The organism is Ferrovum sp. (assembly GCF_027317285.1).
GTDB lineage: Bacteria > Pseudomonadota > Gammaproteobacteria > Burkholderiales > Ferrovaceae > Ferrovum.
Genome location: NZ_DAHVHV010000036.1, coordinates 1 through 21,535, shown reverse-complemented (window position 1 = coordinate 21,535; position 21,535 = coordinate 1). Strand labels below are relative to the sequence as shown.

The window sequence follows — 21,535 nt, the reverse complement described above, 5'->3', positions numbered from 1 at the left end:
AATGGGTTGTGGGGCATACACCTGCACATCGTCATCGACCGTTGTTGTGCTCGCAGTCCCTATCGACGTCCTGGCGGAGCTTGCGGTTGAACCCTTGCCAAACTTGTTCACCGCGTAGGTGACGAACCAAAGCGCTGCGATAAGGCTGATGCCAATCCAGACCTCTTTGGGAATTGACGCCAACAGGCCGAGTACCACCAGGCCGAGAAACACCAGGGCGCTAATCCCTAGCGCCCCTCCACTTCCGCCTTTTCGTCGTCCCATTTGTTGTCTCACGCACTGAATCGCAATCCACCGGCAATATGATCCAAGGTGAACTGCTTACCTGATGTTTGGTCGGCGTGCCACATTTGACTTAAGGTTTGAGCGAAGTAATCGGCCCGAGGAGAATACAATGAAATTCAAAGCGCTTGCACAACTTCCATAGATTATGCACAATATAGGCGTGAAAATACGCTTAATCTATAGAGGAGAAGATCATGCAAAGCATGACGCTAGAGCAGTTGCGCGCCACGGCCAGCGCCGGCGGCGTTGTCGGCATCACCTTGAAAGGGCAGGGCAGCGGGTTCTTCATGGAGATTGCCACCCGCAGCGGGCAAGACGCTTTTTTGGTGAAGGCCCGCAGCACCGAGCCACGCCGTTTCGGTAGTCCGAATTCCGCGCTGGTCGTGTTGCGCGCTATTGGCATTGCCGTTGCGCAACTCGACGCGACCAACTGGAACCCCGACCAAAAAGAAGTCACACAGAACCGGGATAGCCGTGCCCAAGCGATGCGCCAAGCGCACGAAGCCGCCGCCTATAACCAGTGGCTAGCCGGCGAGATTCAGGCATCCATTGACGATCCCCGGCCGAGTATCCCGCACGATGAGGTCATGGCCGAAATGGATGCCGACATTGCCGCCTTACCCAAGAAAAAACGCGCATGACGGCCAAGCCCTACCGCATTGAATGGCGGCCGATGGCACGCGAAGACTTGCGCGCCATCGTGCGCTACATCGGCAAGGACAACCCGACACGGGCCAAGAGCTTCGGCCAGGAGTTGCGCGACAAGACAAAGCCGCTTGCACAGCATCCAGAGCTGGGCCGCCAAGGGCGGCCGGGCTTGCCCGACTGGCTGCGCGAGTTGGTTGTGCATCCGAACTACATCGTTTTTTATCGTGTGCAGGCCGCTACCCGCACCGTCGAGATTTTGAGAGTGAAGCACGCGGCGCAACAAACGCCCTGAGAATTAAGGAGTCACTCGGTATCTTAGGCGACAACTACCACCCCTTCATCGAATACCTCAAGAGTTCGGGAGTGGTTTTCCGTTAGATGCGAAGGGATTCATTAATGCGCGGGCGGCCTTCAGCGCATCTTCGAAGGCAGGGCGGCGGTAATCCCAGACCGGATCTTCAGGAGGAGGGTGCAGCACCATGGTGGCGTTGGCCTCGAACAGCAGGACATTTCCTTCGGGATCGAGGGCGAAGTCCATCCCCGCATAGTCCAGTCCCAGACGGGCTTGCAGTGCTTCCAGAACGCCGACTGCCGTGCTGCCCAGAAAAGTTAGGTAATCCGCCAGGAAGGCCTGTTCTTCTTCCCGAAAATCCGGGCGGGTACTCATCTCGGCGCTGAAGTAGTGCACTTTCCAATGCGTGGAGAGGGCCAGGTGGATGGGGTACAGGTTTCCGCCCAGGGTCATGACCCGGAATTTGCGGTAGATGCCGTCTCGCCCTTGCGAGGGCAGGCATTCCAGCACCAGTAGAGAGGGGCCGGGCAAGCGTTCCAGCAGGGCAGGCAGGTCGGTGGCGCCGTGGACCCGTTCGAAATACTGGCCGCCATGAAATCCTGGTGCTCTCAGCAGGAGAGGAAAGACGTAGCCTCGGGCCGCCAGCCAGCGTTCCAGGAGATCGGCGGTTTCCCGAGGGGAAGCTTGGGCCGGGCGCAGAAAACATTCCACGCGGGCGCTGTTCAGACCAGGGATCCCGGCGCTCAGTTGACCCAGTTCGGTCCGTGCCGTGGCGCGAACCCGTTGCGGATCGTTGCGTGCCGGGATCTGTGGCGCACGCCGTTGCCAACGCGGGAGGGCGAGGGCGAGGGCCTCCGGGCAGCGGTCGGCATCGCCCACGGCATTGAAAAGGAGATCATGGGGGGGGAGGGGCGAATTTTTCGGAAAGAATTCCAGGGCCAGGATTCGGGTATGGTGGTGCTGACGGTCCAACAAGGGTTGCCAGGGAATATTGCCGTCGGCGGCAGAGGCCAGAATCAGTACGGTGGGCAAGGCATTTTCCCGTCCAGGCAGAAAAATTTCCGGTTGTGGTCCATAGCCCAACTGACGATGCAGGGCTGCCTTGTCTTCCTGTCCCAGACGACTGGCGCTGGTGGCCAGACCACGATGGGCTTCCAGGGAGTGTGGATCGATCGATAAAACCTGTTCGAACAACTGGGCGGCCCGGTCGTTTTCCTGTTGACCCAGGGCCACTTGAGCCAGATTGAGCAAGGCTCCGGGATGTTGGGGATCGATGGCCAGCGCAGCCATGAAGGCGGTCTTTGCCGCTTCGAGATGGTCGGTATCCACCAGGCCCGTGCCCAGATTGATCCAGGCGCCGAGATGGTGGGGGTCGAGGGCCAGGACGGCCAGATACTGTGCACGGGCCAGGAGAAGGGCGGCACGGGTCCCTGGTCGGGCCAGAAAATTGGCCCAGTTGAAGCGTAAGTCGGGACTGTCGGGTACCTGTTGAATCGCCGCTTCATGATGTTGGCGCGCTTCGCTTTCCAGGCCCAGATGTTCCTCGGCCAAAGCCAGATTCGCCAGGACCAGCGGATGAGGGTGACGCGCCTCCAGCGTCTGGAGGGCCTGATGAGCAAGATGCCAGGCCCCTGACTGGAGAAGGCCGAGCGCAGCTCGAAACTGGGTCTCCTCTTCTCCGGTCAGGGAAGTCATTTAGCGTACTTTGATATGCAGTTCACGCAATTGCTGTTCAGAAACTCCGCTGGGCGCCTGAGTCAGCAGACATTGGGCGCGTTGGGTCTTGGGAAAGGCGATGACATCACGGATCTGCTCTGCGCCGGTCATCATGGCCACCAGGCGATCGAAGCCGAAGGCGATTCCGCCATGGGGCGGGGCACCGTACTGGAGGGCGTCGAGGAGGAAGCCGAATTTGGTCTGAGCTTCTTCGGGGCCGATATTGAGGGCGCTGAAGACCTTGGACTGGATATCGGCACGGTGAATTCGTACCGATCCTCCCCCGATTTCCCAGCCGTTGAGGACCATGTCATAGGCCTGGGCCAGCGCCTGGGAGGGGTCGCTGTCGAGAAAGGCTTCATGACCTTCACGGGGGGCCGTGAAGGGGTGATGCAAGGCAACCCAGCGCTGACTGTCATCGTCGAATTCAAACATGGGAAAGTCCACGACCCACAGGGGCTTCCAGCCGCCCGTGGAGAATCCGCGTTCATGTCCCAATTTGACGCGCAGGGCCCCCAGTGCATCGTTCACGACTTTGACGCGGTCGGCTCCAAAGAAGATCAGATCGTCATTTTCTGCGCCCGTGCGTTCCAGGATCAGGCGCAGGGTGGCTTCGTCCAGGAACTTGACGATCGGAGATTGCAGGCCCCGATCGTTGGGTTGGGTGCGGTCATTGACCTTGATGTAGGCCAGCCCCTTCGCCCCATAAATCTTGACGAAGGTGGTGTAGTCATCGATTTCCTTGCGCGTCAGGGAACCGCCGCCAGGAATGCGCAGGGCGGCGACCCGTCCATCCTTCAGATCGGCAGCGGCGCGGAACACCTTGAAATCCACCTGTTTCATGGCATCGGTCAACTCGGTGAATTCGAGGGGGATGCGCAGGTCGGGTTTGTCCGAGCCGTAACGGTGCATGGCTTCGGCCCAGGTCAGACGGGGGAAGGAGGCGCCGAGATCGGCCTGGATGGTGGTCTGAAAGAGGTGGCGGGCCAGACCTTCCATCATCTCCATGATTTCAGGTGCGGTCAGGAAGGAAGTTTCGATATCGATCTGGGTGAATTCCGGTTGACGATCGGCGCGCAGATCTTCATCGCGAAAACATTTGGTGATCTGATAGTACCGGTCGAAACCGGACACCATCAGCAGTTGTTTGAACAATTGGGGCGACTGGGGCAAGGCATAGAATTCGCCCCGATGAACGCGGCTCGGCACCAGGTAATCGCGCGCCCCTTCCGGTGTGGACTTGGTCAGCATGGGGGTTTCGATGTCGATGAACCCCAGATCGTCCAGATAACGCCGCACAGCCATGGCAGCCCGATAGCGCAACTGGAAATTCTGCTGCATCGCCGGGCGGCGCAGGTCAAGGTAGCGGTATTCGAGGCGCACCTGTTCGGAGAGATGGTCATCGTCCAGCATGAAGGGCGGGGTGAGTGAAGGATTCAGGACTTCCAGTCGGTGGGCCACGACCTCGATTTCCCCGCTCTTCAAGTGGTCGTTGCGGGTGCCTTCAGGGCGCAGTCGGACCTGCCCGGATACCTTCAGGACAAATTCGTTGCGGATGCCTTCGGCGATGGCGAAGGTCGCGGCGTCCTCCGGGTTGGCAACGATCTGAACCAGTCCTGCGCGATCCCGCAGGTCGATGAAGATGACCCCGCCGTGGTCGCGACGGCGATGGGCCCAGCCAAACAGGGTGACGGTGTGATCCAGATAACGGCGGTCAATCAGGCCGCAATAGTCAGTACGCATGAACAGAGGGTCTCAAGTGATGGAACGGGACGAACGACAGCATGATTATATATTCTTCGGGTGGTGTTTCTGGCGGGGTTCCACGACTCCCATGGAAATGATGTGCTTGAGCGCATCATCCACTGAAATATCCAGTTCGATGACTTCCCGACAGGGGACCATGAGGAAGAAGCCGGAAGTGGGATTGGGGGTGGTCGGTACATACACGTTCAGGTGCGGTTCGCCCAGATGGGCCGCCACCAGTTCCTGCGGAATCCCGGTTTGAAAGGCCAGGGTCCAACTGTCGCCATGCGGGTAGCGGATGAGCAGGACTTTGCGGAACGCTTGCCCCGAACTGGAAAAAAGGGTGTCGCTGACCTGTTTGACACTGCTGTAGATGCTGTTGACGACGGGGATTTTGTCGAGCAGGCGCTCGCCCAGGGTCAACAGGCGTTGTCCGAGGAAATTGGCGGCCACGGCACCCGTCAGGAACACGATACACAGGGTGAGAAGCACGCCCAACCCAGGGATGTTCATGCCAAACAAGGCTTCCGGGCGCAGGTTCGGCGGCAGCAGGAAGAGCGTCTGATCGAGCGTGGTGACGATGACTCGCAGAACCCACAGGGTGATGACCACCGGGATCAGGACCACGATCCCGGTAATGAAGTAGCGCTTCATCCGCAAGCCGGACAGGGGCCGTTGGCGCAGGGCGGCGGGGCGGCATCGGTGCTGGGTGCCGGACTTTCTGCGGCGTTGCTCCCTTTGTTGCTCCCTTTGAAGTCCGTGGCATACCAGCCGCTACCCTTCAGTTGGAATCCTGCTGCCGTCAACTTCTTGGCCAGGGTTGCCTGACCACAGGCAGGGCATTGGACAGGGGCAGGGTCGGAAATCTTTTGCAGAACTTCGATTTCCTTGCCACAATTCGTGCAGCGGTAATCGTAAAGGGGCATGATGGTATCTCCATTGAAATTCACGGAATGAACGGGGGGAAGGTCGTTGAATGACCAGGACTCGAACCCGCAGACTCTTCCGTACGATTCAGAAACAATTATTGGCGATAATAGCATAGGACGGTGGTTACCTGACTTCGTCACCCCGGTGTATTGGGGTGAATGCAAGGAAAATCAAGAGAAAAGGGAACCTAACCCGAAGCGGGGGTTCTACGGTGGTGGGCCCTGTGAGGGTAAGGCACCTGAAATAACAGACGAGGAGACAGGCAGAATGCGCAAATCGATGGGGAGATGGGGGGTCGCGTGGCTGGGATTGTGGATGGTGCAGGGAGTCCTGGCCTCTGCCCTTCCTCCCGGCGTGACGGAAGTGACGCGCGTGGAAGGGGTCACGGAATATCGTCTGGCCAATGGGTTGCAAGTCCTGCTGGCGCCCGATGACAGCAAACCGACCACGACGGTCAACGTAACCTATCGGGTGGGTTCGCGCATGGAAAGTTACGGCGAGACCGGCATGGCGCATCTGCTGGAACATCTCATGTTCAAGGGCACCCCCAAACACCCCGATATCATGGGCGGTCTGACCAGTCACGGGATGCGTCCCAACGGGACTACCTGGTTTGACCGGACCAATTACTTCGAATCCTTTCCTGCTTCGGACGCCAACCTGGACTGGGCGCTCAAGATGGAAGCCGACCGCATGGTACATTCCAACGTGGCGCGCAAGGATCTCGACAGCGAGATGACGGTGGTTCGCAACGAGATGGAACGGGGGGAGAATGATCCGGGCGATGTCCTGATGGACAAGATCATGGCGGCGGCATTCCAGTGGCACAACTACGGGAAGTCCACCATCGGTGCGCGAAGTGACGTGGAAAATGTCAATATCGCCCATCTGCAGGCTTTTTATCACAAGTATTATCAGCCGGACAACGCCACCCTGGTCGTGGCCGGGCGCTTTGACACGGCCCGCACCCTCAGGGAAATCCAGGGAACTTTCGGGCAGATTGCGCGCCCCCGGCGGGTATTGGAACCGACCTATACTCTCGATCCCGTTCAGGATGGCGAACGGCAGGTGATCCTGCGGCGGGTGGGCGATGTGCAGTATGTGGAAGCGGTCTATCACGCCGTGGCGGCAGCCAGTCCCGACAGTCCGGCTTTCGAGGTGTTGGCCCAGGTTCTGGGGGACACGCCGACGGGGCGGCTGCACAAGACCTTGGTGGAAACCGGGTTGGCAACCAGTATTGGCGCGGACTATTTCAATCTGGCAGAGCCTGGAGTCCTGTTCCTTCAGGCCGAAGTGCGCAAAGACCAGAAGCTGGATGACGTGCGCGATGCTTTCCTGGCTACCGTGGAGAAAATCAAGGAACAACCCGTCACGGCTCAGGAGGTGGCACGGGCCGAGGCCAACCTGCGCAACGATATCGACACCACCTTCAACGATCCCGAAAAGTTTGGCATTGCCCTGTCCACGGCGATCGCCAATGGGGACTGGCGTCTTTTCTTCCTGAACCGCGATCGCCTGGCCAAAGTGACTCCGGCGGATGTGCAACGGGTGGCCGTGTCTTATCTCATTCCCAGCAATCGTACGCTCGGGTTGTTCATTCCGACCGCCAACCCTCTGCGTGCGCCTGCGCCGCAACGGGTGGATGCCGAAGCACAACTGCAGGGCTACCAGGGCAATCCTGATTACCAGGAGGGCGAGGCCTTTGACGTGTCTCCGGCCAATATTCAGAAGCGGACCCAATGGATGACGTTGCCCGATGGGTTGAAGGTAGCTTTGCTGTCCAAGAAAACCCGTGGCAATACGGTCCATGCTCAACTGAGTTTGCATTTTGGGACCGCAGATTCGTTGCTGGGCAAGGAGCAGGTGGGGAACTTTGCGGCGGGATTACTGGACCGGGGGGCGGATGGCATGACTCGTTCCGAAATCCAGGATAAATTCACGGCACTCAAGGCACAGGTGGCTTTTTCGGGGTCGGCCACGGGTCTGACGGTCTCGATCCAGACGGTCAAAGAGAATCTGCCCGCCACTCTCGATCTGGTGACGCATATTTTGCGCCACCCTGCCTTTCCCGAGAGTGAATTCAAGCAATGGCGCGAGGCCAGTCTGGCTGACGTGGAAGAAAGCCGGAGCGACCCTCAGGCCATGGCGTCCAATTTGCTGCACCGTTATTTCAACCGTCATCCCCGAGGGGATCTGCGTTACACCGCCACGTTTGACGAAACCGCAGAAGATATCAAGGCGGTTACGCGGGATCAGGTCGTCCAGTTCTATCAGCGCTTCTATGGGGCATCCCATGGCGAACTGGCTGTAGTGGGTGATTTCGATCCGGTGTCTGTGCGCGCCACGCTCGAGCAGGGGTTGGGCCAGTGGGCGAATGCGGAGCCCTATGTCGTTGTGCTGGATGATTATCAGGCGTTTCCCGGAAAAACGCTGCAGGAGGACGTGGCGGACAAGGCAAACGCCGTGTTTCTGGCCTGGCAACCCTTGCCGATCAAGGATGATGACCCTCAGGCACAGGCGCTCACGCTGGGCAATTACGTATTGGGCGAAGGGTTTTTGAATTCGCGCCTGGCTACCCGCATCCGTCAGAAGGAAGGGTTGAGTTACGGGGTGGGTTCCTTCCTGCGTCTCAACGACCAGGTGCCCAATAGCGCCTTCGGCGCTTACGCCATCTACGCGCCGCAAAACCGGGCACGTTTGGTCAAGGCGTTCGATGAAGTGATTGCCCAGGTACTGGGGCAGGGGCTGACCCCGGCAGAAATCGAGGCAGGCAAAGCTGCCCTGATGCAGTCGCGGAAACTGTCGCGGGCCCAGGACCGCTCCCTGGCGGCTCAACTCGACAAACTGATGTTCGATCGGCGCGACGCCACTTTCCTGGCGCAACAGGATGATCAGGTCATGGCGGCCGATCCTGCCAGCGTCAATCAGGCGCTGAAACAGTATCTGGACCCCGCGCGCTTTGTGACCGTCTATGTGGGGGATTTTGCGGCAAGGAAACCGTGACCTATAAAATCCCCGAATCCGTGCTGGTGGTCATTTATACGCCAGCCGGGTATGTCCTGTTGATCGAACGAGCCGATGCTCCCGGGTATTGGCAATCGGTGACGGGCAGTCGCGAGACGCCGGACGAACCGTTGTGGGAAACGGCGCGGCGTGAAGTGGCGGAGGAAACCGGCTTGTTTGCAACCCCGGCCACCTTGAAAGACTGGAAGGAAGCCCGGGTCTACGAAATCTACCCCCGCTGGCGGCATCGTTACGCGCCGGGAGTGACCTGGAATACCGAACACCGTTTCGGGCTGCAGGTGCCGGAGCCGGTATCCGTGACATTGAGTTCTCGCGAGCACGTCCGGCAGGTTTGGTTGCCCTGGCAGGAAGCGGCCCTGCAATGTTTTTCCTGGACCAATCAGGAAGCCTTGCGGGATCTTCCCCGGCATATGGCTGCGCCTGGGTGAGCGGTTCCTTTTGGCAAAGGCATTGACAGAGTGATTTTGGCGCAATATAATCGGCAGTTCTTTTCATGAAATAGTGAACGCTGTTATGAAAACCTTTTCCGCTAAAGCGCATGAAGTCCAGCGCGACTGGTTTGTGGTAGATGCCACGGACCTGGTGCTTGGACGGTTGGCCAGCCAGATTGCCTTGCGTTTGCGAGGCAAACACAAAGCCATTTATACCCCCCACGTGGACACGGGTGATTTTATTGTCGTGGTCAATGTGGAGAAGATTCGCGTGACCGGCAACAAGGGCGAAGATAAAAAGTATTACCGCCATACGGGTTATCCCGGCGGGATCTACGAAACCAATTTCAACAAGCTGCAGGCGCGTCATCCTGCGCGGATCCTGGAAAAGGCAGTCAAGGGCATGCTTCCCAAGGGTCCTCTGGGCTATGCCATGATCAAGAAAATGAAAGTCTACGCTGGCGCCGAGCATCCCCATGCCGCGCAGCAACCAAAAACCCTGAGCATTTGAGGTCCTGACCATGATTGGTGATTACTACTACGGAACCGGACGACGCAAGAGCGCAGTGGCCCGGGTGTTCATGAAGTCCGGCTCTGGTCGTTTTGAAATCAATGGCAAAACGCTGGACGAATATTTTTCCCGCGAAACGGGTCGGATGGTGGTCCGTCAACCGCTGACCCTGACCAACTATCTGGACGGGTTTGATATTCGCATCAATGTGATCGGTGGCGGCGAGTCCGGTCAGGCGGGTGCGGCCCGTCACGGGATTACCCGTGCCCTGATCGATTTCAATCCCGAACTCAAGACCGTCCTCAAGCAGGCGGGTCTGGTGACCCGCGACGCGCGCGAAGTGGAACGAAAGAAAGTCGGTTTGCACAAGGCACGGCGCCGCAAGCAGTTCAGCAAACGCTAAAGGTCTCACGACCCCAGAAAAAACCGGTGCCCCTCGCACCGGTTTTTTTTCGTGGGGGCATCAGGACTATAATCACTGGAACAAGCCAGGAGAACATAATGATCAAAGTGGGCATCGTGGGGGGTACGGGGTATACCGGTGTCGAGTTGCTGCGTCTGGTGGCACAGCATCCAGAGATGAAGTTGAGCGTGATTACTTCGCGCAAGGAAGCGGGACAAAAGGTGGCAGACCTGTTTCCCAGTTTGCGGGGGCATGTGGACATCGCTTTTTCTGATCCGGCACGGGCGACGAGCCTGAACGACTGCTCGCTGGTATTCTTTGCCACCCCCAACGGGGTAGCCATGGAACAGGCGCGCGAACTGTTGGAGGCAGGCGTTCGGGTCATCGATCTGGCTGCGGACTTTCGCCTGAAAGACGTGGCAGAGTGGGAATCCTGGTATGCCCAGACCCACGCCTGTCCGGATCTGGTGGAGGGAGCCGTGTACGGATTGCCGGAAGTCAATCGGGACTCGATTCGTAGCGCCAATCTGGTCGCCAATCCCGGATGCTATCCGACGGCGGTGCAACTGGGGTTTTTGCCACTGGTGGAAACCGGGGTGGTGGACCTGAACCACCTCATTGCCGATGTCAAATCGGGCGCGTCCGGGGCGGGGCGGAAGGCCGAGGTCCCGCTCCTGCTGGCGGAGGCCGGGGATAATTTCAAGGCCTATGGGGTACCGGGACACCGTCACCTGCCTGAAATTCGTCAGGGTCTGGCATTGGGGGCGGGACGTGAGGTGGGGTTGACCTTCGTTCCTCACCTGCTTCCGATGATCCGGGGCATTCACGCCACCCTCTATGCCCGCCTGACCCGGCGGGATGTGGATCTGCAAGCGCTGTTCGAGGCGCGCTACGCGAATGAACCCTTCGTCGATATCCTGCCGCCCGGCAGTCACCCGGAAACCCGTTCGGTACGGGCCTCCAACCATTGCCGCATCGCGGTGCATCATCCCCAGGGAGGGGACATGGTGGTGGTCCTGGCGGTGATCGACAACCTGGTCAAAGGCGCGGCGGGGCAGGCGGTACAGAACGCCAACCTGATGTTTGACTGGCCGGAAACCCTGGGGTTGACCCAGGTTCCGATTCTGCCTTGAGGTTTTCGGCAGGGAATTCAAAAACTGCTACAATGGACCCATTCTAACCCGAATTTTTCAGGAGAATTCCATGAATGCTCTCACAGAAATGCCTGCGCCCCTGATTCTGACCGACAGCGCTGCCGACAAGGTCAAGGCGCTGATCGATGAAGAAGACAACCAGGACTTGAAATTGCGTGTGTTTGTCACCGGCGGGGGGTGTTCTGGGTTCCAGTACGGTTTTGCTTTTGAGGACACGGTCAACGAAGACGATACCCAGATGGTCAAGAATGGGGTGACCCTGCTCATCGACCCGATGAGTTACCAATATTTGGTGGGTGCCGAGATCGACTACAAGGAAGATCTGGAAGGGGCGCAGTTCATCATTCGCAATCCCAACGCCAAAACGACCTGTGGCTGCGGATCTTCCTTTTCTTCATGAGTCAGTTTTGTAAATTACTATTGGATTTATAAAACTAACCTCTGTTTTATATTGACTCTAAACAAGTCCGGGTGTTAGACTGAAACCTCAGGAATTTCTTCTTTCACCCTCGATTTGTGGAGAGTCCTCATGAAAAAAACCCTTCTCCTGCTCTCCGCCTGGGCGATGTGGAGCGCAGTTTCGTCCGCCTGGAGTTTTGAGCCGCTGCCCGACGCGCCGCCCATTCCCGCAGACAATCCCATGAGCGCCGCCAAGATTGCCCTGGGACAGCAGTTGTATTTTGACAAGCGGCTTTCAGTGGACGGCACCGTATCGTGTAATTCCTGCCACAGCGTGATGGGGAGCGGAACGGATAACCGACCGGTCTCGGTGGGCGTTGGCGGAAAAAAAGGAGGGCGCAATGCGCCCACGGTGTGGAATTCGGCATTCCTGAGCGTACAGTTCTGGGATGGTCGGGCCGCCACGCTGGAAGATCAGGCCAAGGGGCCGATCGTGAATCCGGTGGAAATGGGGATGCATTCTCCGGCCGATGCAGAGGCGCGCATTCGTGCCATTCCGGGTTATGTCAGCCAGTTTGAAACGGTCTTTGGCGCACAGAATCCGGTGACCTACGAGAACATTGCCAAAGCCATTGCGGCCTACGAGCGGACCTTGTTGACTCCCCGCAGCCCCTTTGATCGCTACCTGAAAGGAGACAAGACGGCGCTCTCCGAGCAAGCCTTGCGTGGCATGAAAACCGTCGAGAAGATCGGTTGTACGGCCTGCCATACGGGGCCGGATTTTGCCGGTCCTTCCATGCCGGCAGGGCAGGGGTTTTACCAGAAATTCCCCATCTTTGTCGAGAACAACCCCTATGTGGCCAAATACCGGCTGATGGAGGATGACGGTCGTTTCAATGTCACGCATGAGGCGTCGGACAAGCACCTGTGGCGTGTCCAGACATGGCGCAACGTGGCGTTGACCGCGCCCTATTTTCATACCGGGTCCGTTCCGACTCTGGACGAGGCGGTGCGTGTCATGGCGCGCTCCCAGTTGGGGAAGACCCTGACGGAGGCGGAAGTCCAGGATATCGTGGCTTTTCTCAACAGTCTGACGGGAGAATTCCCGGTGCAGAACATGCCGCGCCTGCCCCAGACGCCCAATCGAACATTGACGGCGGAGTGAACTTTACCCGCAGGATTCACTCCCAGCGTTTCTCTCTCCCTCTCCCTCCGCCCAGGAGGGTTTTTTTTGTCCCGGCAGAATGGTATGCGCCGCTCGGGTCGGTTGTATAATCCTCACGATCAGCGGTGAGAGGGTAAATCAGGGAACACAGGACAAGGAACACCATGAAAGCACGAGTGAAATGGGTTGAAGGGATGAGTTTTCTGGGGGAAAGTGGCAGTGGTCACACTTTCTTGATGGATGGGGCGCCGGAAGCAGGTGGACGCAATATGGGGGTACGTCCCATGGAGGCGGTTCTGATGGGAACCGGAGGGTGTACGGCCTTCGATGTGGTGATGATGCTGAAACGGGCGCGTGCCGACATCGTGGACTGCGTGGTGGAACTGGAGGCGCAGCGCGCGGAGGAAGACCCCAAGGTATTTACCCATATCCACTTCCACTTCGTGGTGACGGGACGAAATCTCAAAGCCGAACAGGTCCGGCGTTTCGTCGACCTGTCCGCAGACAAGTACTGCTCAGCCAGTATCATGCTTGGAAAAACTGCCAAGATCACCCACGATTTCGAATTGCGCGAGGTCTCCGGTGACACCCCGTGAGGCGCTGGAAGCTCTTTTTGCCGGCAATGATCTGACCCATGATCAGATGACGGATGTCATGAGCGACATCATGAATGGGGTCACGACGCCCATTCAGACAGCGGCGTTGGTGACTGCCTTGCGTTACAAGGGTGAGACAGTGACGGAATTGGCGGCTGCAGTGCAGGTGATGCGCTCCCTGTCGGTCAAGGTGGATACCACCGGACTGGCCCATGTCGTGGATACCTGCGGTACGGGAGGAGATGGCATGCATACCTTCAACATCTCCACCACGGCGGCATTTGTGGCGGCGGCTGCCGGGGCGCGGGTGGCCAAGCACGGCGGACGGGCCGTTTCCTCCAGCGTGGGGAGTGCAGATGTACTGGAATCTCTCGGGATCGGTATGGCCAGCACAACCCCGGAACGAGCCCAGCAATCCTTGCACCGGTGGGGGCTCGGGTTCATGTTTGCGCCCCACCACCATACCGCCATGAAACATTCGGTTTCGGTGCGGCGGGAACTGGGTGTACGCACCCTGTTCAATCTGCTGGGGCCCATGACCAACCCGGCGGGAGCGCCCAACCAGTTACTGGGGGTTTTTGCGGCCCATTTCACCCAACGATTGGCGGCAGTCCTGCGTCAATTGGGTACGCGTCACGCCATGGTGGTTCATGGGAGCGATGGGTTGGACGAAATCACCCTGTCCGGGCCGACCCATGTGGCCGAACTCCGCGAGGGAGAAATTCGTGAATACCTGTTTCATCCGCATCAGGTGGGCATGGAACCTGCTCCCCTGAATGGACTGTTGGTCAAGAATGCCGAGGAATCCCGTCGTCTGTTGCTGTCCGTATTGGAGGATGAAGCCGGACCCGCGCGGGATATCGTCCTGCTGAATGCGGGAGCCGCCCTCTATGTGGCGGGCGTGACGACTTCCCACCGTGACGGGGTGGAATTGGCGCGGGCCACGCTGACCTCTGGAGCCGCCCGCCAACGGCTCGAAGATCTGGTGTCCTGGAGTCGGACATGAGCGATATCCTGTCTGCCATCATGGCCACCAAGGCCCAGGAAGTGGCCGCAGCACAGGTCCGCGTTCCTCTGGCCCAACTCAAGGAACAGGTTTTCGACGCCCCGCCCCTGCGCGATTTTACGGCAGCGCTTCGGGACAGGATACAGGTTGGGCAATCTGCCGTGATTGCCGAAATCAAAAAGGCCAGTCCCAGCAAGGGCGTATTGCGGGAAGATTTTGATCCCGCAGCCATTGCCCGTTCTTACGCCGTGCATGGCGCCGCCTGTTTGTCCGTGTTGACGGATCGGGAATATTTTCAGGGGAGTGCGGCGTACCTGCAGTCCGCCCGCGCAGCCTGTTCCCTGCCCGTTCTGCGCAAGGACTTTCTCTGTAACCCTTACCAGGTTTACGAGGCCCGCTGCATGGGGGCCGATGCCATCCTGTTGATCGTGGCCGCACTGGATTTGGCGCGTCTGCATCAACTGGAGAGCCTGGGGCACGCCCTGGGGATGGCCGTACTGGTGGAAGTTCATGATGAACGGGAACTGGCTCTGGCCCTGCAACTGGATTCGCCCCTGATCGGGGTCAACAATCGCAACCTGCGGACTTTTGAAACCCGCCTGGAGACATCCCTCGAGTTGCGTGTCCAAATCCCTGAAGACCGTTTGATGATCAGCGAAAGCGGTATCGCTACCCCGGCACAGGTGACCACTTTGAGGGAGGCGGGCATCCACGCCTTTCTGGTGGGGGAGACTTTCATGCGTGCTGCCGACCCCGGGGCGATGCTTGCCCGACTGATGGGAGTTTAGGAGGGATCGGAATAGCCGAGTTACAACTCGTTACAATGTGTCTTCCCAACAGTCGATAGGATGGCGCACCAATCCAGTTCAACGGGGGTCGGTGCGCGGGTTGGAAATGGTTTTGAAGGAGGTACGATGAAAAAATCGCTCTGGATGAGTGTCCTTTTTCTGTCGCTGGCGGGCTGTGGTCCCATGATGATGGGCGGTGGCTACGGAGGCGACTATCCCGGCTATGGAGGGTTCGGCGGGATGGACATGGGCTTTGGCGGGATGGATGGTGGGGGAATGGAGGGTTTTGGTGATGGTGGCTTCGGTGGTGATGACGATGACTGAGAATGGAGACACAATGATGAAAAAAGCCTTACGGATGACGATGTTATTGATGGCCCTCAGCGTGACTGGCGCGTATGCCCAGGATTATCCTGCCGCGCCGCCGCCGCCCAATGAGCCTGCGCCTGCACCCGGGTCGCACGGAGATCCCGTAGGGAATGCGCAGCGGCATCTCGATGAGTTCAAACAGGAATTGAATTTGAATCCGGGTCAGCAAGCCGCCTGGGATCGTTACGCGAAGGATACCCTGAGCGCGGTTCAGGAAATTCGGGATCAGACTGCGGCGGCAGGCAAGCAGACGGATGTGCAGCCGGCGCCGGTGCGTTTCGACCAGCACATTGCCCTGATGCGTCAGCGCCTCAAGGAATTTGAAAAGATGGATCAGGCTCTGAAGGATTTCTACAACACGCTGACCCCCGCACAGAAGGCAATTGCCGACCAGCATTTTTCGCGTCTTCGGCATTGATCGGCTGACGACTTCCGCTTTCCCACCCCCCTTCAAAACTTGCTCTGAAGCACGTTCGAGATGGTTATGTTTAGAGATCGGGATTCAACTCTATGATGTCAGGTATTGTAAAGTTAGCACTGAATCGGCCATATACGTTCATCGTCATGGCGATTTTGATCATGCTGGGGGGGATCTTTAGCGTCATCCGGACCCCGACGGATATTTTCCCCAATATCGGAATACCGGTGGTCAGCGCCGTCTGGACATACAACGGCATGATTCCTTCCGATATGTCGGGGCGGGTCATCTATCCCTTCGAGCGTTACCTGACCAGTACGGTCACCAATATCGAGCATATCGAATCCCAGTCGCTGCCCGGCTACGGGGTGGTGAAGATCTTTTTTCAACCGAATGTCGATGTCAACACCGCCATGGCCCAGGTCACGGCCATTTCACAAACTGTATTGCGTCAGTTGCCCTTTGGGATCACGCCTCCCCTGATCCTCAATTATAACGCGGCAACGGTGCCCATCATCCAGTTGGCGCTGTCCGGAAAAAAGTTTGGTGAATCGACCCTGTTCGATATCGGCCAGAACTTCATGCGTCCCCAACTGGCAACGGTGGAGGGGGCCGGAGTTCCTTCCCCTTATGGCGGTAAGGTGCGCGAAATCATGGTGGATCTGAACCCCATTGCCATGCAGTCCAAGGGGGTCTCGGCCGCAGACATTGGAAAAGCTCTGGCGGAACAGAACCTTATCATTCCGGCGGGGACGGAAAAAATCGGCAGGTTCGAATATAACGTTTATCTCAATGACAGTCCGGTGGATTTCAAGGAACTGAATGAGATGCCGGTCAAGGTGGTACAGTCCAAATCCAATATCCACGAGGCTCAGAGCCCTGCGATCTTGTTGCGGGATGTGGCCTATATCCGGGATGGCTATCCACCCCAGATCAACATCGTAAAAGTGGATGGTCAAAAGTCCGTCTTGCTGACCATTCTCAAAAATGGGGACACCTCGACGTTGACCATTGTGGACGATGTCAAAAAGATGGTCCCCAAACTGCTCGCGGGTCTTCCCGACGGACTGAAAGTACAGCAATTGGCGGATCAATCGGTGTTTGTCAAGGAAGCCATTTCCGGCGTGGTTCGGGAAGGGGTGACGGCGGCACTCCTCACCAGTTTGATGATCTTGCTGTTCCTGGGCAGTTGGCGCTCAACCTTGATTGTCAGTTTATCGATTCCCCTGTGTATCCTCTCTTCCATTGCGGTTTTGTCCATGCTGGGCGAAACCCTGAATGTCATGACCTTGGGTGGACTTTCTCTGGCAGTGGGGATTCTCGTGGATGATGCCACGGTGATGATCGAGAATATCAATCATCACCTGGAAATGGGCAAGAAGGTGCGGGTGGCTATTACCGAAGCGGCGGGGCAGATTGTCCAACCGGCTTTTGTTTCGACCTTCAGTATCTGTATCGTGTTTATCCCCATGTTTTTCCTGACCGGGGTCTCCAAGTATCTGTTTGTTCCCATGGCCGAGGCGGTGGTCTTTGCCATGATCGCCTCCTTTATTCTGTCCCAGACCTTTGTGCCCACCATGGCCAACTTCCTCTTGAAGGCCCATGATCATCATCATGCCCATCATGAACCCGAGGGGAAAAAAGGGCCCATGGTAAAGGTTCTTCTTGCCCTCAATCGGTTTCAGCATGGTTTTGAGAAACGTTTTACGACCCTGAGGTGGGGATATACCAGTATGCTGGAACGGGCGGTGAGCAATCGCAAACGCTTCATTCCCATCTATATGTCGGTGGTCATGGTTTCTTTTGTCCTGCTCCCATTTCTGGGCAGAGACTTTTTCCCTGCAGTAGATGGTGGGCAGATCAAAATGCACATCCGTGCCCAGGTGGGAACCCGGGTAGAAAGTACCGCCTCGTTGACGGACAAGATCGATGCCTACATTCGGACCGTCGTTCCGTCCAAGGAACTGGAAGGGATCGTGGATAACATCGGGCTGCCCGTGTTCCCTATCAATTTGGCGTACATCAACACAGGAACCATCGGTCCTCAGGATGCGGACATCATGATCTCATTGAAGGAAGATCATCACCCCACGGAAAACTACGTCAGAGAACTGAGGCGTGCATTGCCGAGACACTTTCCTGGCGTAGAGTTTGCCTTCTTGCCTGCGGATATGGTGGGGCAGATCCTGAATTTCGGATCACCGGCCCCCATCGATATTCAGGTGGGTGGCCCTAACTGGGATGAAAACTACAAATACATCCAGATGATGCGCAGCAAACTGGAACTGATCGACGGGATTGCCGATGCGCGGGTTCAGCAGTCCACCAACTATCCCCAGTTCAATGTGAACGTCAATCGGATCCTGGCCAAAACCCTGGGGTTTTCGGAAATGGATGTGACGAACAGTTTGGTCAGCACGTTATCGGGGAGTTTTCAGGTGGCACCGACCTTCTGGCTCAATCCACAAAACCGGGTATCCTACCCGATCGTGGTACAAACCCCCCAATATCGGGTGGACACCTTGTCGGATCTGGAGAACACCCTGGTGAGCAGCGCCAGTACGCACAAAGTACAGGTGTTGGGTGCCCTCGCCAGTATTACGCGCGACCGGGGCGATGCGGTGGTGACCCACTACACCATCATGCCCAGTTTCGACTTGCTGGCGACGACTCAGGATCGCGATCTGGGGGGCGTTTCCTCGGATGTGCATAAACTGATCGAACAGACCAAGGGGTCCATTCCCAAGGGGGCCACGGTGCGGTTGCTGGGTCAGGTACCCATCATGGAATCTTCCTTCTCGGGTCTGCTCATGGGCCTGGTATTTTCCATCGTGCTGATTTACCTGTTGATCGTCGTGAACTTCCAGTCCTGGCTGGACCCCTTCGTGATCATTACGGGGTTGCCAGCCGCGTTGGCGGGGATTGTCTGGATGTTATTCATCACCCATACGAGAATCTCTGTGCCCGCACTGACCGGTGCCATCATGTGTATGGGGACGGCGACGGCCAACAGTATTCTGGTGATCAGTTTTGCGCGGGAACGTCTGGCCATCAACAAGAATTCCACGTTGGCCGCGATCGAAGCCGGATACTCTCGTTTCAGACCGGTGTGCATGACGGCATTGGCCATGATCATCGGGATGGCGCCGATGGCGTTGGGACTGGGAGAAGGTGGAGAACAGAATGCTCCCTTGGGGCGCGCAGTCATCGGGGGACTGATGTTTGCGACCGTGACGACGTTACTATTTGTTCCGGTGGTGTTTAGTCTGGTCCATGCCAAGGATAAGTTTGACGTGGAAAGCGATGAGGGTAACGGTCTTGAAGGCCGATCAGAAGAAATGAATGGAGCCAGCCATGCAGGATGAAGATCTGTTTGATATCGATGAACTAAAAAGTCTTCCCAAAAAAAGCATCAAACCGATGGCATGGGTTGCGGGGGTACTGGCCATTTGCTTGGCGGTATGGGGGATTTTTTCTCGTGACCGAGATGCCCGCGAATTGCATGTCTGGACGGAAGCCCAGGCCATTCCCTCGGTCAAGGTATTACATCCGTACCGCAGTGATAAAACGGCCAGTCTGATTTTACCGGGGAATATTCAGGCTTATTATCAGGCGCCGATTTTTGCGCGCGTCAATGGCTATCTCAAGTTCTGGTACCACGATATCGGCGATCGGGTGAAAGCAGGGGATGTCTTGGCCGTGATCGACACGCCCGATTTGGACCAACAATACGAACAAGCCAAGTCCAAAGTTCTCAAGGCTAAAGCGGATCAGGTTTTGGCTCAAATCACGGCAGATCGCTGGCAGAAGTTAGTGGTGACCGATGCAGTCTCGAAACAGGAACGGGATCAGAAAGTAGCCAATCTGGAAGTACAAAAGGCGGAGGTGAAAGGCGCCGAAGCCGATCTTGGAAACGTACAGGCCTTTGAAGATTTCAAAAAGTTGCGGGCTCCGTTTGATGGGGTGGTAACTGCCCGGAAGACCGATATTGGTGCACTGATCGATGCGGGTAAGGGGGAAGAATTGTTTACGGTCTCCCAGATCAATCCCCTGCGTCTTTATGTCCCTGTCCCACAGTTCTATGTGCCCATGGTCAAGTTGGGTATAGAGGCTACGCTGGAGGTCCCCGAGTATCCGAATAGCGTATTCAACGGTACCGTCATACAGATTTCAAAAAACATCAGTCAGAAAACTGGAACCATGCTTGCCGAGTTGATTCTGGATAATTCCGAACAGCGTTTATCCCCAGGAGACTATGCGAAGGTCAAGTTCAGCCTGTCTGGAAAAGAAGGTAACAGTCTGCGTGTACCTTCCAGTGCACTCATTTTGAGGACCGATGGAATACGGGTAGCCGTGGTGAACAAGGATGACCGTATTCAACTGAAGAAAATCAATGTGGGGCGTGATTTCGGGCGCGATGTGGAGGTCCTGGCGGGAGTCACCACGTCGGATAATGTGGTGGATAGCCCACCGGATTATATCTTCGAAGGAGAAAAAGTCACCGTAATGCCTGCCAAGGCAGCCCCAGGAAAATAACATGAAACCACTGGGCACATTTCTCTATTCGGCGCTGACCATTGCCCTATTGGGCGGATGTTCCTTCATTCCCGATTACCATCGCCCCGACAACTGGAAGAGCGGGGTCTTCAAGGAAGACGGGCCATGGCGTCTGGTGCACCCAGCGGATGCAGAATCGCGGGGTGACTGGTGGACGTACTTCAATGACGCCACGTTGAATCAGATGGAGAAGGAACTTAATAGCGACAACTTTGTGATTCAGGAAGCGCTGGAGCGGTACGAGCAGGCCACGGCATTCCTGACGCAGCAGGATGCCCAGTTGTATCCTCAGGTCAATTTTATGGGCGATGTCACCACCAACCGCCAATCTGCCCATCGCTTGTACCGTAACGGGAATCAGGCCAATGTCAACGGTGATACGATTGGGGGGATAGGCTTCGTCTATGAGATTGACTTTTGGGGCGCCATCAGAAGTGCCATCGCTTCCGCCGAGGCATCGGCACAAGCCAGCAAGGCGGATATCGAGTCGGCGCGTCTCAGTCTGGAAGCATTGCTGGCCAGTGATTACGTCAAGTTGAGAGGGTTGGATTCGGAAATTGGTTTGCTGGAAGTGACGGTGAAAGATTATGAGCATGAACTCGAATTGATGCAACAACGGCATGACGTGGGGATTACCTCCGGTCTGGATGTGGCCCGTTCCAGGGCGCTTCTGGAAGAAACCCGGGCACAGGTGGCCAAAACGGTAGGCGCACGGGCACTCTATGAGCATTCCATTGCGGTACTGCTGGGGCGGGAACCGTCCACCTTTACCCTGAAGGCGGATACCGAGTGGATATACCATGCCCAATATGCGGCCATTCCCAAGGTCATTCCCTCGGAAGTCCTGCAACGGCGACCGGATATCGCAGCTGCAGAGCGGAACATCGTGGCGGCCAATGATCAGGTCGGCGTGGCCAGAACCGCTTTCTTCCCGACCATTTCGCTGATGGCGCTGGCCGGATTTGAAAACAACGGGTACGGCGCACTGGCTACGGCCCCGAATTCCTTCTGGTCCCTGGGACCCTTGGCGTTTTATAACATCTTCGATGCGGGGTTGCGTCAGGCCGTGGTGGATCAGGCAACCTCCAAGACCCGCC

General features: G+C 57.3%; 22 protein-coding genes. 17 read left to right on the top strand and 5 right to left on the bottom strand.

Features of this window, described 5'->3' with window-relative positions; genetic code table 11:
* Positions 1–264: hypothetical protein (locus M6F29_RS08430; protein WP_298158591.1), on the bottom strand; the 264-nt coding region annotated here is incomplete at its 3' end.
* Between the two features lie 215 nt (positions 265–479).
* Between M6F29_RS08430 and relB the strand changes: the two genes are divergently transcribed.
* Complete coding sequence (gene relB / locus M6F29_RS08425; RefSeq protein WP_298158588.1) at positions 480–926, top strand: type II toxin-antitoxin system RelB family antitoxin; 447 nt, start codon at positions 480–482, stop codon at positions 924–926.
* Entirely contained in the window at positions 923–1,225 is a 303-nt protein-coding gene (locus tag M6F29_RS08420; RefSeq protein ID WP_298158585.1) for a type II toxin-antitoxin system RelE/ParE family toxin, read from the top strand. The genes relB and M6F29_RS08420 overlap by 4 nt, the downstream gene beginning before the upstream one ends.
* 57 nt (positions 1,226–1,282) lie before the next feature.
* Here the strand turns inward: M6F29_RS08420 and M6F29_RS08415 are convergent, their stop codons facing one another.
* The 4 genes from M6F29_RS08415 to M6F29_RS08400 are packed head-to-tail and all read right to left on the bottom strand — an operon-like array spanning position 1,283 to position 5,613.
* Positions 1,283–2,920, bottom strand: a complete 1,638-nt coding sequence (locus tag M6F29_RS08415) for a tetratricopeptide repeat protein (RefSeq protein ID WP_298158582.1) — start codon at positions 2,918–2,920, stop codon at positions 1,283–1,285.
* On the bottom strand, positions 2,921–4,684 hold the full coding sequence (gene aspS / locus M6F29_RS08410) for an aspartate--tRNA ligase (RefSeq protein ID WP_298158579.1): 1,764 nt from the start codon (positions 4,682–4,684) through the stop codon (positions 2,921–2,923).
* A gap of 45 nt (positions 4,685–4,729) precedes the next feature.
* Positions 4,730–5,341, bottom strand: a complete 612-nt coding sequence (locus tag M6F29_RS08405; RefSeq protein WP_297481489.1) for a DUF502 domain-containing protein — start codon at positions 5,339–5,341, stop codon at positions 4,730–4,732.
* Entirely contained in the window at positions 5,338–5,613 is a 276-nt protein-coding gene (locus tag M6F29_RS08400) for an FmdB family zinc ribbon protein (protein WP_297452132.1), read from the bottom strand. Before M6F29_RS08400 ends, M6F29_RS08405 begins: the two co-directional genes overlap by 4 nt.
* Positions 5,614–5,884: 271 nt before the next feature.
* Between M6F29_RS08400 and M6F29_RS08395 the strand changes: the two genes are divergently transcribed.
* The 15 genes from M6F29_RS08395 to M6F29_RS08325 form a co-directional block, all read left to right on the top strand.
* On the top strand, positions 5,885–8,620 hold the full coding sequence (locus M6F29_RS08395) for a M16 family metallopeptidase (RefSeq protein ID WP_298158575.1): 2,736 nt from the start codon (positions 5,885–5,887) through the stop codon (positions 8,618–8,620).
* Positions 8,617–9,069, top strand: coding sequence for a dihydroneopterin triphosphate diphosphatase (nudB, locus tag M6F29_RS08390; RefSeq protein WP_298158574.1), 453 nt, complete (start codon positions 8,617–8,619; stop codon positions 9,067–9,069). Before M6F29_RS08395 ends, nudB begins: the two co-directional genes overlap by 4 nt.
* Positions 9,070–9,154: 85 nt before the next feature.
* Complete coding sequence (gene rplM / locus M6F29_RS08385) at positions 9,155–9,583, top strand: 50S ribosomal protein L13 (protein WP_297455949.1); 429 nt, start codon at positions 9,155–9,157, stop codon at positions 9,581–9,583.
* Positions 9,584–9,593: 10 nt separating this feature from the next.
* Positions 9,594–9,986, top strand: coding sequence for a 30S ribosomal protein S9 (gene rpsI, locus M6F29_RS08380; protein WP_297455947.1), 393 nt, complete (start codon positions 9,594–9,596; stop codon positions 9,984–9,986).
* A 98-nt stretch (positions 9,987–10,084) separates the two neighbouring features.
* Positions 10,085–11,119, top strand: a complete 1,035-nt coding sequence (gene argC / locus M6F29_RS08375; protein ID WP_297481481.1) for an N-acetyl-gamma-glutamyl-phosphate reductase — start codon at positions 10,085–10,087, stop codon at positions 11,117–11,119.
* A gap of 70 nt (positions 11,120–11,189) precedes the next feature.
* Positions 11,190–11,540, top strand: a complete 351-nt coding sequence (gene erpA / locus M6F29_RS08370) for an iron-sulfur cluster insertion protein ErpA (protein WP_297455943.1) — start codon at positions 11,190–11,192, stop codon at positions 11,538–11,540.
* 129 nt (positions 11,541–11,669) lie between these two features.
* Positions 11,670–12,704 carry a cytochrome-c peroxidase gene (locus M6F29_RS08365; protein ID WP_297455942.1) on the top strand — a complete coding sequence of 345 codons (1,035 nt, stop codon included), beginning with the start codon at positions 11,670–11,672 and terminating at the stop codon, positions 12,702–12,704.
* A 164-nt stretch (positions 12,705–12,868) separates the two neighbouring features.
* Entirely contained in the window at positions 12,869–13,300 is a 432-nt protein-coding gene (locus M6F29_RS08360) for an OsmC family protein (RefSeq protein ID WP_298158570.1), read from the top strand.
* Positions 13,287–14,306, top strand: a complete 1,020-nt coding sequence (trpD, locus tag M6F29_RS08355) for an anthranilate phosphoribosyltransferase (RefSeq protein WP_298158568.1) — start codon at positions 13,287–13,289, stop codon at positions 14,304–14,306. The genes M6F29_RS08360 and trpD overlap by 14 nt, the downstream gene beginning before the upstream one ends.
* Positions 14,303–15,094 carry an indole-3-glycerol phosphate synthase TrpC gene (gene trpC / locus M6F29_RS08350; protein WP_298158566.1) on the top strand — a complete coding sequence of 264 codons (792 nt, stop codon included), beginning with the start codon at positions 14,303–14,305 and terminating at the stop codon, positions 15,092–15,094. The genes trpD and trpC overlap by 4 nt, the downstream gene beginning before the upstream one ends.
* A gap of 126 nt (positions 15,095–15,220) precedes the next feature.
* Positions 15,221–15,418: a hypothetical protein gene (locus M6F29_RS08345; protein WP_297452086.1), complete on the top strand. Its 198-nt coding sequence runs from the start codon at positions 15,221–15,223 to the stop codon at positions 15,416–15,418.
* A 13-nt stretch (positions 15,419–15,431) separates the two neighbouring features.
* Positions 15,432–15,881, top strand: coding sequence for a Spy/CpxP family protein refolding chaperone (locus M6F29_RS08340; RefSeq protein WP_297453425.1), 450 nt, complete (start codon positions 15,432–15,434; stop codon positions 15,879–15,881).
* Between the two features lie 95 nt (positions 15,882–15,976).
* The gene (locus M6F29_RS08335; RefSeq protein ID WP_297481501.1) at positions 15,977–19,246 is read left to right on the top strand and encodes an efflux RND transporter permease subunit; all 3,270 of its coding nucleotides are present in this window, start codon (positions 15,977–15,979) and stop codon (positions 19,244–19,246) included.
* A complete protein-coding gene (locus M6F29_RS08330) occupies positions 19,236–20,417 on the top strand; it encodes an efflux RND transporter periplasmic adaptor subunit (protein WP_298158564.1) in 1,182 nt (393 codons plus the stop codon). Before M6F29_RS08335 ends, M6F29_RS08330 begins: the two co-directional genes overlap by 11 nt.
* A gap of 1 nt (position 20,418) precedes the next feature.
* Positions 20,419–21,535: efflux transporter outer membrane subunit (locus M6F29_RS08325; RefSeq protein WP_298158561.1), on the top strand; the 1,117-nt coding region annotated here is incomplete at its 3' end.